10 protein-coding genes and 1 pseudogene are annotated in these 13,817 nt (G+C 71.7%); 2 read left to right on the forward strand and 9 right to left on the reverse strand.

All coding sequences use genetic code 11. The features are described 5' to 3' along the window. Window positions 1–532: 532 nt before the first annotated feature. From ACFY6U_RS27795 to ACFY6U_RS27825, 7 genes are all read right to left on the reverse strand, one after another. Window positions 533–1,546: a LacI family DNA-binding transcriptional regulator gene (locus ACFY6U_RS27795; protein WP_390042513.1), complete on the reverse strand. Its 1,014-nt coding sequence runs from the start codon at window positions 1,544–1,546 to the stop codon at window positions 533–535. Beyond that, on the reverse strand, window positions 1,546–3,798 hold the full coding sequence (gene yicI / locus ACFY6U_RS27800; protein WP_390042514.1) for an alpha-xylosidase: 2,253 nt from the start codon (window positions 3,796–3,798) through the stop codon (window positions 1,546–1,548). The genes ACFY6U_RS27795 and yicI overlap by 1 nt, the downstream gene beginning before the upstream one ends. A gap of 11 nt (window positions 3,799–3,809) precedes the next feature. Further along, window positions 3,810–4,631 carry a carbohydrate ABC transporter permease gene (locus ACFY6U_RS27805; protein WP_390042516.1) on the reverse strand — a complete coding sequence of 274 codons (822 nt, stop codon included), beginning with the start codon at window positions 4,629–4,631 and terminating at the stop codon, window positions 3,810–3,812. Next, a complete protein-coding gene (locus tag ACFY6U_RS27810; protein WP_390042518.1) occupies window positions 4,628–5,515 on the reverse strand; it encodes a carbohydrate ABC transporter permease in 888 nt (295 codons plus the stop codon). The genes ACFY6U_RS27805 and ACFY6U_RS27810 overlap by 4 nt, the downstream gene beginning before the upstream one ends. Continuing rightward, entirely contained in the window at window positions 5,512–6,798 is a 1,287-nt protein-coding gene (locus ACFY6U_RS27815; RefSeq protein WP_390042520.1) for an ABC transporter substrate-binding protein, read from the reverse strand. The genes ACFY6U_RS27810 and ACFY6U_RS27815 overlap by 4 nt, the downstream gene beginning before the upstream one ends. 111 nt (window positions 6,799–6,909) lie before the next feature. Continuing rightward, complete coding sequence (locus ACFY6U_RS27820; protein WP_390042522.1) at window positions 6,910–8,235, reverse strand: MFS transporter; 1,326 nt, start codon at window positions 8,233–8,235, stop codon at window positions 6,910–6,912. Between the two features lie 165 nt (window positions 8,236–8,400). Further along, window positions 8,401–9,510, reverse strand: a complete 1,110-nt coding sequence (locus ACFY6U_RS27825; protein ID WP_390042524.1) for a hypothetical protein — start codon at window positions 9,508–9,510, stop codon at window positions 8,401–8,403. 298 nt (window positions 9,511–9,808) lie between these two features. On the opposite strand from ACFY6U_RS27825, the gene ACFY6U_RS27830 reads away from it, so the two are divergent. Continuing rightward, complete coding sequence (locus tag ACFY6U_RS27830) at window positions 9,809–10,783, forward strand: LysR family transcriptional regulator (protein WP_390042526.1); 975 nt, start codon at window positions 9,809–9,811, stop codon at window positions 10,781–10,783. A gap of 720 nt (window positions 10,784–11,503) precedes the next feature. Here the strand turns inward: ACFY6U_RS27830 and ACFY6U_RS27835 are convergent. Beyond that, window positions 11,504–11,965, reverse strand: a complete 462-nt coding sequence (locus tag ACFY6U_RS27835) for a hypothetical protein (protein WP_390042528.1) — start codon at window positions 11,963–11,965, stop codon at window positions 11,504–11,506. A gap of 125 nt (window positions 11,966–12,090) precedes the next feature. Between ACFY6U_RS27835 and ACFY6U_RS27840 the strand changes: the two are divergent. Then, window positions 12,091–13,139, forward strand: a pseudogene (locus ACFY6U_RS27840) (polysaccharide deacetylase family protein); the annotation flags it as partial. A gap of 173 nt (window positions 13,140–13,312) precedes the next feature. Here the strand turns inward: ACFY6U_RS27840 and ACFY6U_RS27845 are convergent. Beyond that, on the reverse strand, window positions 13,313–13,780 hold the full coding sequence (locus ACFY6U_RS27845; RefSeq protein ID WP_390042530.1) for a hypothetical protein: 468 nt from the start codon (window positions 13,778–13,780) through the stop codon (window positions 13,313–13,315). Window positions 13,781–13,817 lie beyond the last annotated feature (37 nt).

The following is a 13,817-nucleotide window of genomic DNA, read 5'->3' on the forward strand; positions in this document are numbered from 1 at the left end:
GTGGGCACAGGCCCCGGCACTCTCGAAGGAGACCGGGGCCTTTGTCATGCCCGGAGGGCCATTCACTCATATGGGCGGCGTCTGCGGATTACGGCTCAGCAGGGGCGTCCGCATCACTGGCGTTTGCCCCGTGACGCGCTCTATGGGCGCGTCCTCCCTTCACTCCGGGTCCCGTCCCCTCGGGACCCGGCCCGACGAGAGCGGCACCGGGGCCGAGACAGGCCGCCTCACGTCGAAGGGGGGACGCCTCCACATGGGCTCGCACGAGGAGCAGAACACGAGGAGCAGAAACCGACTCTCGTCATGCGGCTGATCCGGTTTCTGCCGGAGCGGGCTGCAAGGCACGCGAGGAGGTGGTTGCTCTGGTGGCTCAGCAGCTGGCCGGATGTCCCCACAGGGCCTGGGGACATTCGACAAGCTTCCGATGAGCTTGGGCATCCGCCCGACTAAAACATCCGGACCTCAGCGCGACGCCCACCCCCAATACAGCACAGCGGCCCCCGCTCGGCATCGCGAACAGCAGTTCATCACCTCACGCCAGAGTCCGCGGCGCAGTGCTCGCCCGCTCCGTCAGCCGGGGCGCCAGCAGCGTAGCCTCCGGCACCTCCCCCTCCCCGCCCAGCTTCCGCATCAGCAACTCCGCTGCCCGCTCGCCGAGTTCCGCGGCCGGGAGAGCCACCGAGGTCACCGGGACGCGCAGCCCCGCCGCCAGTTCGTCCGGGCAGATCGCGGTGAGCGACAGGTCGGTCGGGACACGCAGGCCGAGCTGTTCGAAGGCGTCGATCAGGGGCTCCAGGGCCGCCTCGTTGTGGACGACGACCCCCGTCAACGCGGGCTGCTCCCGCAGCAGCTGCTCCGCGACCCGGCGCGCCGCCGCCGGCGTCGCCTCGCACGGGTGGACGGAGGACGCCATGCCGTTGCGGTCGGCGGCGGCCGTGAAGCCCTGGACGACCCGCTGGGCGAACGCGGTCTCGCGGACGTACACCTCCGGCGGCGAGCCGACCAGCGCGACCACCCGGTGACCCAGCCCCGCCAGCCGCTCCACGCACAGCTCACCGGCCGCCCGGAAGTCCAGGTCGACGCAGGTCAGGCCCTCGGCGGCGGCCGGGAAGCCGATCAGCACCGACGGCCGCTCCAGGGCACGCAGCAGGGGCAGCCGGGGGTCGTGGAGCTGGACGTCCATCACGATCAGGGCGTCGACCAGTGCCGTGTCGGCGACCCGGTGCAGGCCCTCCTCGCCCTCCTCCTGGGTCAGCAGCAGCACGTCGTGGTCGTACCGGCGGGCCGTCGTCACCACCGACACCGCGAACTGCATCACCACCGGGACGTGGATGCCGGTGCGCAGCGGGACGACCAGGGCGAGGACGTTGGCGCGGCTGCTGGCCAGGGCGCGGGCGCCGGCGTGCGGGCGGTAGCCCAGTTCGCGGATGGACGCCTCGATACGGCGCCGGGTCTCGTCGGAGATCGGGCGCTTGCCGCTGAGCGCGTAGGACACCGTGCTGGGGGAGACCCCGGCGTGCCGGGCCACGTCGGTGATCTTCACCATCAGCCCAGCTCCAGGGAGAGGAACCCGGTCCCGGCCTGCGCGTGTGCCGTGCGCTCCCCGGCCGCCAGGTTCCAGGCCGCCGCCGGATCGCTGCACGAGGCCCGCAGGGTGTCCCCTTCCCGTACGACGGTGAAGGTGACGTCCCCGACGGGCACCGTGACCTGCGCGCCGCGCTCCAGGCCGTAGGCCCGCAGGGTCACCCCGTCGGCGTGGTCGTAGTCGGGGCGGTCGGCCACCGCGCCGACCGGGATCACCGCGCCGGGACGGACCAGGAGGGGGACGCCGAGGAAGTCGTGGTGCTCGCGGACCCAGCCGGGGCCGGCGACCGTCCGGCCGGTCAGGAAGTGGGTCCAGGTGCCTCGCGGACAGTAATATGTCACATACCCCCCGTCGTCGAAGACGGGCGCCACCAGCAGATCCGCCCCCAGCATGTACTGCCGCTCCAGATGCGCACACCCCGGATCGTCCGGGAACTCCAGCACCATCGCCCGCATCACCGGCACCCCCTCCGCCGAGGCGGTGCGCGCGGCCTCGTACAGGTACGGCATCAGGCTCAGCTTCAGCCGCGTGAAGTGCCGCAGCACGTCCACCGACTCCTCGTCGAACAGCCACGGCACCCGGTACGACGACGACCCGTGCAGCCTGCTGTGCGAGGACAGCAGCCCGAAGGCCAGCCACCGCTTGAACAGCGCCGGCGTCGGGGTGCCCTCGAAGCCGCCGATGTCGTGGCTCCAGAAGCCGAAGCCGGACAGGCCCAGCGAGAGCCCGCCGCGCAGCGACTCGGCCATCGACTCGTAGGTCGCCTCGCAGTCCCCGCCCCAGTGCACGGGGAACTTCTGGCTCCCGGCCGTCGCCGACCGCGCGAACACGACCGCCTCCCCTTCGCCCCGGTGCTTGCGCAGCACCTCGAAGACGGTCCGGTTGTAGAGGTAGGTGTAGTAGTTGTGCATCCGCTCGGGGTCCGAGCCGTCGGACCAGGCCACGTCCACCGGGACGCGCTCCCCGAAGTCGGTCTTGAAGCAGTCGACCCCCTGGGCGAGCAGGGCCTCCAGCTTGCCCGCGTACCAGTCACGCGCCGCCGGGGACGTGAAGTCCACCAGCGCCATGCCCGGCTGCCACAGGTCCCACTGCCACACGCTCCCGTCCGGTCGCCGCAGCAGGTGCCCCAGCTCCTTCCCCTCGGCGAACAGCGGCGACCGCTGCGCGATGTAGGGATTGATCCAGACGCACACCCGCAGCCCGCGCTCGTGCAGCCGCCCCAGCATCCCCTCCGGATCCGGGAACACCCGCGGATCCCACCGGAAGTCGCACCAGTTGAACTCCCGCATCCAGAAGCAGTCGAAGTGGAAGACGGAGAGCGGCAGTTCGCGCTCCCGCATGCCCTCGATGAAGGACGTCACCGTCTTCTCGTCGTACGACGTCGTGAAGGACGTGGACAGCCAGAGCCCGAAGGACCATGCGGGCGGCAGCGCCGGGCGGCCGGTCAGGGCCGTGTACTTGCGCAGGATGTCCTTCGGGGTCGGGCCGTGGATGACGTAGTACGTCAGCTGCTGCGACTCCACGCTGAACTGGACCCGCGACACCGCCTCCGAGCCGACCTCGAACGACACCTTCCCCGGGTGGTCGACGAAGACGCCGTACCCCGCGTCGGTCAGGTAGAACGGGGCGTTCTTGTAGGCCTGTTCGGTGGCGGTGCCGCCGTCGGCGTTCCAGATGTCGACGACCTGGCCGTTCTTGACCAGCGGGCCGAAGCGTTCGCCGAGGCCGTAGACGGACGTGCCGACCCCGAGGCCCAGCTGCTCCCGCAGGTAGTGGGCGCCCGTGGCGGCGTCCCGCATGATGCCCATGCCCTTGGGGCCGCTGGAGGTGAGGGTGCGGCCGCCGGAGAGGAAGTCGAGCCGCCAGGGAGCCGTACGGCTCAGCCGCAGCGTCAGCGAGCCGGAGGTCAGGGTCGCGTACTCGTCGTCGTACGACACCTGCGACGCGAAGTCGGCCCGGTGCAGCTCGAACTGCGGGCCGCGTGGCCGCTCGCCCTCGAAGTGGGTGAAGGTGACGCCGATGACGTCGGGCATCGGGGTGTGCGCGCTGATCGTCAGGACCGGTCCCTTCAGCAGGTCTCCGCGGTGGCGGATGGGCTGGGTCGGCGCGTGGATCTCCAGGGCGCCTTCGTTCGCCGTGACGTCGAGGACCTCGACCGGGTGGGCCGCGGTGACGCCGTCGCGCAGCAGCCAGTAGCCGTCGGTGAACTTCACGCACGAACCTCCTATTTGACGGCTCCCACGGCGATCCCCCGGGTGAGCGTCCGCTGGAAGACGAGGAAGAAGACGAGGGCCGGGAGCACGCCGAGCAGCGCGGCCGCGTTGGTCATCGTGGCGTCCATCAGGCGCTGGCCCTGGAGGACGCCGAGGGCGACGGACACCGTCTGGTTGTCGTTGGAGATCAGCATGACCAGCGGCAGCAGGAACTCGTTCCAGGTCCAGATGAAGAAGAAGACCAGGAGCACGCCCAGGGTCGGGCGGCTCACGGGTACGACGATCCGGACCAGGATCTGCCACTTGTTCGCGCCGTCGATCCGGGCCGCCTCGACGATCTCGCGCGGGAACTGCCCGAGGACGGCGGAGAGGAGGTACGTCCCGAACGCCGACTGGATCACCGTGAACACGATGATCACGCTGAGCCGGGTGTCGTAGAGGCCCGCCTCCTTGCTCAGGTAGTAGAGCGGGTAGACCAGCGCCTCCTGCGGCAGCAGGTTGGCGAGGACGAAGAAGGCCAGCACCCAGGTGCGGCCGCGGATCCGGCCGATGCCGATGGCGTAGGCGTTGAGGACGGACAGGGCGGTGGCGAGCAGCGCCACCGAGCCGCTGATCAGGACCGAGTTGACGAGTTTCTGCGTGTAGTCGACGCGCTGCCAGAAGTCCTTGAGGCCGTCCAGGTACAGGCCGTGCGGGAGGCTCAGCGGGCCGTTCCGGGAGTACTCCGCCGGGGACTTCACCGCGTTGACCGCCACGATCAGGAACGGCACGACCATGAAGAGGGCGGCGAGGCAGAGGGCGAGGAGGACCGGGTAGCGGCGCAGGGCGGTCATGAGTCCTCCACCCGACTCTGCAGCTTCAGGCCCAGCACGGCCAGGGCCAGGATGATCACCGTGAGGACCGTGGAGATCGCCGAGCCGTAGCCGACCTGGGTCTTCTCGAAGAACGTGGTGAAGGAGAAGTAGGAGGGGACGTCGGTGGCGCCGCCCGGGCCGCCCTTGGTCAGGACGTACACCGCGCCGAAGACCTTGAGCGCGGCGATCGTGCACCAGGTCAGGACGACGTACACCTCGGGGCGGATCTGCGGCAGCGTGACGTGCCAGAAGCGCCGCCACCAGCCGGCGCCGTCCAGCTCGGCCGCCTCGTACAGCTGGGGGTCGACGCGGCCGAGTCCGGCCATGAAGACGACCAGCGGGAACCCGATCTGCACCCAGACCAGCACGCCCATGACCGTGTAGAGGGCGAGGTCGGGGTCGCCGAGCCAGTCCTGCTGCCAGCTGCCGAGGCCGGCCGCCTTCAGGAGGGCGTTGAGGGAGCCGTTGTCCGGGGCCAGGATCCAGCTCCAGACGATGCCGGCGACCGCGACCGGCAGCACCTGGGGGAGGTAGAAGCAGGCGCGCAGGACGGCCGCGACCCGGGTGCCGAAGTGCTTGCCGACGTAGTCGAACAGGGCGGCGGCCAGCACCAGTCCGAGCGCGGTCGGGATCGCGGCCATCGCCACGACCATGAAGAGGCTGTGCCGGAAGGACGCCCAGAACTCCGAGTCGTGCAGCAGCTCGCGGTAGTTGGCGAGCCCGGACCAGTGCGGGCTGCCCACGCCCTGCCAGTCGGTGAAGCCGGCGCCCGTGTTCATGAGGAACGGGACGATGACGACCGCGAGGAAGGCGAGGGCGCCGGGGAGGAGGAAGAGGGCGTACGAGTCCCGGCGCACCCTCACTTGGTGCCCTTGTCGTACGCCGTCTGCAGGTTGCTCAGGTAGGCATCCGGTTTCTCGCTGCCGGTGATCAGCTTCTGGGTCTCGGAGACGAGGGTGTCGTAGAAGCCGGCGACCGGCCAGTCGGGGTAGAAGGCGAGGCCGTCCCGCTTGCTGACGGTGTTGAAATCGGCGATGAGCTGCTTCGACTTGGGGTCGGTGATGGCGCTCGCGTCGGCGGCGACCGGGACTCCGCCCTTGTTGCCGAGCAGGTTCTGGATCTTCTTCGACATGGTGATGTCGATGAAGTCGTAGGCGAGATCCTTGTTCGCGGAGTTCTTCGGTACGACCCAGAGGTTTCCGCCGGAGCCGAGGGTGAGGTTCGAGCCGGGCCACAGGAAGCTGCCCCAGCCGAACTTGGCCTCCGACTGGAAACGGCCGTACCACCAGCTGCCGGAGAACAGGATCGGCGACTTGCCCTGGATGAAGGAGACCCCGGCCTGCTCGGCGGTCGTACCGGACGACGTCTTCGCGATGTAGCCCGTCTTCACCCAGTCGGCGAAGGTGGTCGCCGCGTACGTCCAGGCCTGGTCGTGGAAGTCGACCTTGCCCTTGTACAGCTCGTAGGCGTCGACCCACGAGCGGTCGGCCTTCGAGAGCGCCAGCTGGTAGAGGTACTGCTGGGCCATGTACTCGGAACCGGCGTTCGCGAGCGGGGTGACCCCCTTCGCGACGAACTTGTCCATCGCCGCCGTCAGGTCGTCGAACGTCTTCGGTTCCGCGATCCCGTACTTCTCGAACAGGTCCTTGTTGTAATAAACCATGGTGTACTCGGCGTAGTTGGGCACCCCGTACCACTTGCCGGAACCCATCACGCCGTCCGCGTCGTACTGGCTGGTGGTGCGTACACCCGCGCTGAGCTCCTTGTCCCAGCCGCGCTTGGCCGCCTCGGCGGTCAGGTCGGTGAGGAGCCCCTGCTTGGAGAGCAGCCCCGCCGTCGCGTTGCCCTTGTTGTACTCCATGATGTCGGGGGCGTCGGAGGAGTTCAGGACCATCTGGGCGGTCTTCTGGATCTGCTCGAAGCTCTTCTCCTCGTACTTCACCTTCACGCCCGGGTGAGTCGCCTCGAACTCCTTGATGGCCTCGTTCCAGGCCACGCCCATCGCGCTGGTGGGACCCTCGTAGTGCCACAGCCGCAGCGTCTTCGCGTCGGACGTGCTGCCGCCCGAGCCGCCGCAGGAGGTGAGGAGCAGCGATCCGGCGAGGATCGCCGCCGCGGTCGTCATTCGCCTTCGTGCCGTCAACATCCAATGCCTCCGGGGGAGTCGGATGGATGGTGCTCGTCCCGCGTCGAATCGGTTCGATGGGGAACGTCGAAGCGCTTCGACGGAGGACGGTAGGTGCGGGCCTTGAGTGCGTCAATGGGTGCGGCGGGAATTGGGCGAAGCGATTCGACTGACCGCGTTGACGGCCAGGGCTGCGACGGCGGCCGCGGCCGGGGTGACGAAGGCGGCCGTCGGCGGGACGTGGTCCGCCGCCCAGCCGCCGAGCGCGGAGCCGCAGGCGATGCCGGTCAGCAGGGCGGTGACGACCAGGCTCATCCCCTCGTTGAGGCGGTCCGCGGGGGCCCGGTCCTGGACCAGGGTCATCGCGGTCACCATGGTCGGGGCGGTCGCCATGCCGGCCGCGAGCAGGGCGGGGGCCAGGGCCCAGAGGCTGTCGAACGCGCGCACGGCGAGCAGCGGCAGGGACATCAGGGCCGCCATCGACAACAGGCAGACGGGTAGCCTGCGTTCGGCCGGACCGGTCGGCCGGAGCGCCCCGTACAGCAGGCCCGCCGCGCAGGAGCCGGCGGCCTGGAGGGCGAGCACGGCACCGGCCGCCGAGCGGTGGCCCTGGGCGTCGGCGTAGGCGATGGTGACGACCTCCATCGAGCCGAACACCGCACCGGTGGCGACGAAGCAGACCAGGAGGGTGCCGATGCGCAGCGGTGTCCGTGCGGTCGCCGACCCGGGCCGGGGCGGTGGCTCGGTGGCCCGCTGGGCGGCGAACAGCAGCGCGCCGGTGAGCAGCAGCACCGCGCCGGCCAGTGTGCCGGCCTCCGGGAAGAGCGTGCCGGTCAGGAAGGAGGCGAGGACCGGGCCGAGCATGAAGCACAGCTCGTCGGCGGCCTGTTCGAAGGAGTTCGCGGTGTGCAGGGCGGCCGGGTCCTCGCGCAGCAGGTGGGCCCAGCGGGCGCGGGACATGCCGCCGAGGTTGGGGGTGGTGGCGGTGGCCGCGTAGGCGGCGAACAGGGTCCAGTCCGGGGCGCCGTAGCGGACGCAGAGCAGCAGGGCGAGGCTGCCGAGCACGGCGGTGACGGTCGCGGGTACGGCGACCCGGGCCTGCCCGTACCGGTCGACGAGCCGTGCGATCCAGGGCCCGACGAGACCGGTGGCGGCGAGGCCGGTCGCGGTGACGGCGCCGGCGAGGGCGTACGAGCCGCGCGACCCGGCGATCATCACGACCGCGCTGACGCTGAACATGCCCATGGGGAGCCGGGCCAGCAGGTTCCCGGCGGTGAAGGCCCGGGTGCCGGGGAGGGCGAAGAGGCGGCGGTAGGGGCCGGGCGGGCGGGAGCGGGAGTGAGGGGTGCGGCGGGGATCGGCGCGGCGCTGGAACCGGGGGCTGAAGTCGACGGTGACGAGGGTGTCGGCGGTGACGGCGTGCAGGCGCGGGGGTGCGGGTTCGGTCGGTTGCGGCATGCGCACTACCGTCGCGCGGGGCCGATCAAGGGGTCCAACACCTGCTCGGCGCCGATTCACGCACTGCTGTTGTGAGTCCGGCGTGGTCGGCGGCCGTAGCGGCGCGTCCGGATCGCTCGGGCTACATCGCCCGGCCTACCTCGGGCTTCTTCGGGCTACTTCGGGCTACTTCGGGCTGAAGGTGATCACCGGGGTGTAGTCCGATCCGGCGTTGAACTCGATCCGTCGGGTGCCGGCCGGTGAGCCGAGCGCGCTCAGCGGCAGGGTCCAGGTCTGCGTCGGGCCGTCGACCGTCCGCTTCGGGTGGGCCGCGGTCTCGGTCCAGCTCCAGTCGGTCGACCGGCTCCGGTAGAGGCCGCCGTTCTCGATCATGTAGTCGGCGCCGAGGGCCGAGGGTGACGGGTAGGGGAGCTGGTAACCGGTCGCGGTGCTGCCGTCGGTGTCGAAGAAGACGTGGTAGTAGGACTGCGAGGCGTGGAAGGTGACCCGGAAGGTGACCGTCCCGGACGCCACGCAGACGGAGTAGTCGGTGAGGGCGCCCGAGCCCGCGGCGGAGGTGCAGGAGTCGTCGTCGCCGCTGCCCGAGCCGGTCCGGGCCTGGCCGGCGTCCGCCGCCGGGGCGGTGGACGGCGCGGTCTGCGTGCGGGCGGAGGTGCCGCCGTCCTTGGCGGACCTCTTGGCCGGCGACCGAGACGAAGCGCCGGTGGCGGCCGCCGACGGTGCCGCGGACGGTGTGGCCGACAGCGAGGAGGACACCGACCCGGACGGCGGGGGCGGGCCGAGCAGGCTCGGCGTGCTGTCGTACGCCCCGCCGTCTCCCGCGGCGCCCGGCTCGGCGCCGGGCGCCGCGTCCGACGACCGCGTGCCGTCGGCGCCGCCGCCGAGGAGGAAGGCGCCGCCGACCAGCGCGGCCACCACCACGGACACCCCGGTCAGGAGCACCGCCCGTGGCAACCGGCGCCGGGCGGAGGTACCGGCGGCGGGTCGTGGAGCGGGTCCGGTCCCCGGTCGTCCGGTGGCGGCTTCGGTGGTGCGGGCTTTGGAGGTGCGGGCGTGAGGCGTGGCGGCCGTGTGCTGCGGGGTGCCTGGACTCTCCGCCGCGAACGCGGCCGCCGCCGCGGACATGGGCGGCGCGCTGGGGTCGTCGGGCTGCTGCCGGGGGGTGGATCCGTCCTCGGAGCCGGAGCCGGAGCCGGGTCCGGGTCCGGTGTGGGAGGCGGACGCCGCGGCGATGGCCGACGGCCCCTTCGGTCGCCGGGGCAGCGGAGACTGCACTGTTGTCGCGTCCTTCCAGGAGAGCGGTGGCGAACGCGTCCGGCGGCGCCAGGGCGCCGATGGTACTGGCGCCGGATAGGGATCCGGGCCGCGGCGCGTTGTCTCGTTGTTGTCAACTCGCTGGCGGATTGGTCCAGTTGCCGTTTCCTGCCGGACGGCCGGTGACGGTGCCTGTCGGTGCACCGGTGAAGTCCCTGATGGTGCACCGGGTGAGGTCCCCGTCGGTGCATCGGTGACTGCCCGACAGGACATGGGGGCATCGGCCGGCTGCCCGGCGCGGTACAGGTAGGTTCGCCCGATGGCCGCTTCTCCCGCCCACATCGACCCCCGGCTCCTGCGCGTCTTCGTCGCCGTCGCCGAGGAGCTCCACTTCACCCGCGCCGCCGCCCGGCTGTACGTCGCCCAGCAGGCGCTCAGCCGTGATGTACGGCGGCTGGAACGGGAGTTGGGCGCCGAGCTGTTCCTTCGCAGCACGCGACAGGTCACTCTCACCGCCGACGGCACCCGGCTGCTGCCGTACGCCCGCCGGGTGCTGGCCGCCCAGGACGCCCTGCTCGCCGCGTTCGGGCAGGCCCGGCCGCTGCTGGTGGACCTCAACTCCCCGGGCCTGGAGACCGCCCGCCGCGTCCTGTACCGGGCCCGCGAACTCGCCCCCGACTGCGAGCTGATGGCCCGCTACGAGAGCGGGCTCACCGGAGCGGCGGCCGAACTCCTCGCGGGGCGGCTCGACGCGTCCTTCGGACGGTTCGCGGGACTGGATCCGGCGCTGCGCTCCGGACTCGAACACCAGCCCGTGCGGTTCGAACCCATGGCCGTAATTCTCCCCTCCGATCACCGGCTCGCGGCCCTGGACGCGGTGCCGCTGACCGCGCTCGCGGGCGAGACGGTATACGCCGGTGCCGGGAACGAGCGCACCCTGGAATGGACTGACCTGGCCTTTCACCTCTTCGAGGGGCGCGGCACCGTGGTCGCGCCGCCGCTGCCGCTGGCCGTCGGGGAGGAGGAGTTCCAGCGAGTCATGGCCAAGGACCGGTATCCCATCCTCGCGGTAGTGGGATTTCCGGCCATACCTGGAAGCGTGTCGCGGCCGCTGGTCGATCCGGTCCCGTTGTCGCCTGTGTCGCTCGTGTGGCGAAAGGGGCTGGTCCATCCGGGAGTCGACGCGTTGCGCCGGGCGGCCACCGAGATCGGGCGGGCGGAACGGTGGCTTCAGCGACCGGCCGACGGATGGATTCCAGCCAGTGATCAAGAGGTGATGGACGACCGCAAATGACACATCGGGAACGCGGATCTCCCCCGTGCGCTAGCTTCATGGGCCCGAGCGCGGAGAGCTGCAAGGGGGCGCTCGGAGCGGGTGGGGGCCCGTTCCGTTGACGTGTGCTCGGGTCCGTCAGTGCGCCCGGAACACTCCCGTGGGGGGACGTGCGCGCGTGAAAAACTGGCGAGAAGAAACCCAACCCGAAATGCCGCAGGTCGTCCTGGATGCCCGGGATGTGCCCGTGACGGGCGACGACGGGGTGGAAGCGGGCGTTGCTGACGCCGGCGGGGCGGAGACGGGCGTTGCGGCCGCCGACGGTGGCGAGGCGGCTCGGGCCGCGGGAGTCGCCGGGGCCGCGGGTGCGACCGAGGTGTTACGGGCCGGGTCGTCACGGGACCCGTGGAGCGTGGTCGAGCCGCCGATCCCGGTGTTTCTGCGCGACCCGGTCCCGGACCCCGTCCACGACCCAGACGAGGTGACCGTCCAGAACGACGTCGGTGCCGTACGAATACGGCCGACCGGGCCGACGGGGCCGGTACGGTCCGCCGCTGCGGGGGTCTCCAGGGCTTCCGGGGCTTCCGGGGCTTCCGGGGCTTCCGGGGCCTCCGGGGCCCCCGGTTCTTCCGAGGGCTCAGGCGCTCCCGACGTCCCCGTCCCCGTCTTCGTCGACGCGTCGGGGCGTCGCAGCCGCCGGCTCCGCAGGCTCGGGGCGGCCGTCGGCCTAGCCTGTGCGGTCTACGCGGTGGTCATCGTCGTCACCCTGCTGTCCGGGAGTTCCGCCGCGCCCTGGCTGCCGGTGCCCGGACAGAACGCCGACAGGCCTGCCGGCAAGGTCGACGACTCGCCGCGGCCCGCGCGGTCGCCCCGGTCCTCGGACGACGGCGCCTCGGTGGCCGGCCCGGCCGTGAGCGGCGGTACCACCCCGTCGGCCGGTACCTCCTCCCGGGCGTCCGGAACCGGAAAGGGGACCGAGCGGCCGAGCGCGTCGGCCTCCGCGCGGCCGACCGCGTCCTCCGGGGTGACGGTCACCTCGCCGAAGCCGGGGTCGTCGTCCGCCTCCGCCGCGCCGTCCACGGTCCCGCCCACCTCCGACGGGCCCTCCTCTCCCGCCTCGTCGCCGCCGCCGGTCTCGCCCAGCGAGTCGGCCGCCCCCACCGGCGGCCCGGTCGCCCAGGGCGCGCCCAGGCACACCCGCACCGGCGGCGCCTCCGCTCCCGCCCCCGTCCTCTGATGCCGTCCCGTACCCGGCGCCGCTCGGCCGTCGCCTACGCGTCCCGCCGCCGCCCGACCGCCGCCCCGCTTCCCGGCGCCGCCGCCTCCCCATGCGTCTGACGCTGCCCGTCCTCCTCCTCGTCGCCCTGACGGCGATGCTGATGCTGCGCGGCTACGTGCACAGCGAGATCCTCGCGGACCACCGCATCCGCCCCGAGGCCGCCGCCGGCGAGGTCCCGGAGAAGATCCTGGACGGCGGCCCGGTCATCGACACCCGGAACGGCCGTACGACGTCACTGCGCATCCCCGACCACCACCTGGTCCTCACCTTCGACGACGGCCCCGACCCGACCTGGACCCCGAAGGTCCTGGACGTCCTGAAGAAGCACCACGCGCACGCCGTCTTCTTCGTCACCGGCACCATGACCTCCCGCCATCCCCAGCTGGTCCGGCGCATGGTGGCCGAGGGCCACGAGGTCGGCGTGCACACCTTCAGCCACCCCGACCTGTCGTACCAGTCGAAGAAGCGCATCGACTGGGAGCTGTCCCAGACCCAGCCGGCGATCACCGGCGCGGCCGGCATCCGTACCTCCCTCTTCCGCCCGCCGTACTCCTCCTCCGCCGACGCGATGGACTCTCCTGACCGGTGACCTGGTACATCGGCACCCGCGGCTACATCACCGTCGTCAACGACAGGGACGGCGGGGACTGGCGCAAGCCGGGCGTCGACCGGATCATCCGCAACGCCACCCCGCGCGGCGGCAAGGGCGCGATCGTCCTGATGCACGACTCGGGCGGCGACCGCCACCAGACCGTCCAGGCCCTGGACCGCCTGCTGCCCCAGCTGGAAAAGCGCGGCTACCGCTTCTACAACCTCACCGAGGCCCTGCGCGCCCCGAGCGCCCACACCCCGGTCGCCGGCCCCGACCTCTGGCAGGGCCAGGCCTGGATCCTCCTGGTCCAGGCGGCCGACGGAATCACGGACGTCCTGGTGGTCGGCCTGGCGGTGATCGGCGCGTCGGTGCTGGCCCGCTTCGCCCTGATGCTCCTGCTCTCGTGCCTGCACACCCGCAAGGTCCGCCGCAGGGGCTTCCGCTGGGGCCGCCGCGCGGTGACCGAACCGGTCTCGGTGCTCGTCCCCGCCTACAACGAGGGGCGTGGGTGTGGCCGGACGGGGGGGCGACGGGGAAGGGGGCGCCGACGGGCGTCGTGAGAGGCAGCAGCCGGCCTCAGTGCCATTCCTCGGGGCTGCGATCTACGGCGCGGCCTGCCGCCGGATCTCGGCGGACTCCTCCGGACCAAGGACCACCAGGGGGTCGGGTGCACCGCTGCTCACCGGCGTTCCCCCCGACGCAGCTGTGCCACGAAGTGCCCGAACTCGTCCAGGGACTTCTCCAGATCCTCTCGCCCTGCGTCGTCCTCGGGCAGGAGGGGGAGCCGGGGCGCGGCGAAGCGCTCGGCCCCCGTGTGCACGGCGCTCGCGAGGTCCTCGGCGGACGAGCGGTCGATGACCGTACCGTCGTGGAGGGTCTCGATCGAGCCGTCCTTTCCGCGCCGGAACGTCAGCGAGAAGGACGAGTCGACGGCGGCCGTCGTGAAGGATCGGCCCCGGCCCGGCAGGAAACGGCGCAGGCCGTCCATGAGGAGGGGCAGCGAGAGATAGATCATCATCGCCTGGTCCGGGGTGCGGTACCGCGAACTCGCCTCTCCCTGGTCGCCCCGGACGTCCATGTGCCCCAGGTCGAATCCCGAGGGCGGGGGTGCCTCGTTCTCGGCAACGGAGAACCCGAACCGGATCACCCGTGAAATCCGTGGACGTGAGGGCGCTTTCAGCCGT

The sequence above is a fragment of the Streptomyces sp. NPDC013157 genome (assembly GCF_042899865.1).
Classification (GTDB): Bacteria; Actinomycetota; Actinomycetes; order Streptomycetales; family Streptomycetaceae; genus Streptomyces.

Excerpts from the sequence above, each read along its gene's own strand:
- ACFY6U_RS27795 (WP_390042513.1), bottom strand. The coding sequence starts at position 1,546 with ATGGTGAAGATCACCGACGTGGCCCGGCACGCCGGGGTCTCCCCCAGC.
- ACFY6U_RS27805 (WP_390042516.1), bottom strand. The coding sequence starts at position 4,631 with ATGACCGCCCTGCGCCGCTACCCGGTCCTCCTCGCCCTCTGCCTCGCC.
- ACFY6U_RS27815 (WP_390042520.1), bottom strand. The coding sequence starts at position 6,798 with ATGTTGACGGCACGAAGGCGAATGACGACCGCGGCGGCGATCCTCGCC.
- ACFY6U_RS27820 (WP_390042522.1), bottom strand. The coding sequence starts at position 8,235 with ATGCCGCAACCGACCGAACCCGCACCCCCGCGCCTGCACGCCGTCACC.
- ACFY6U_RS27830 (WP_390042526.1), top strand. The coding sequence starts at position 9,809 with ATGGCCGCTTCTCCCGCCCACATCGACCCCCGGCTCCTGCGCGTCTTC.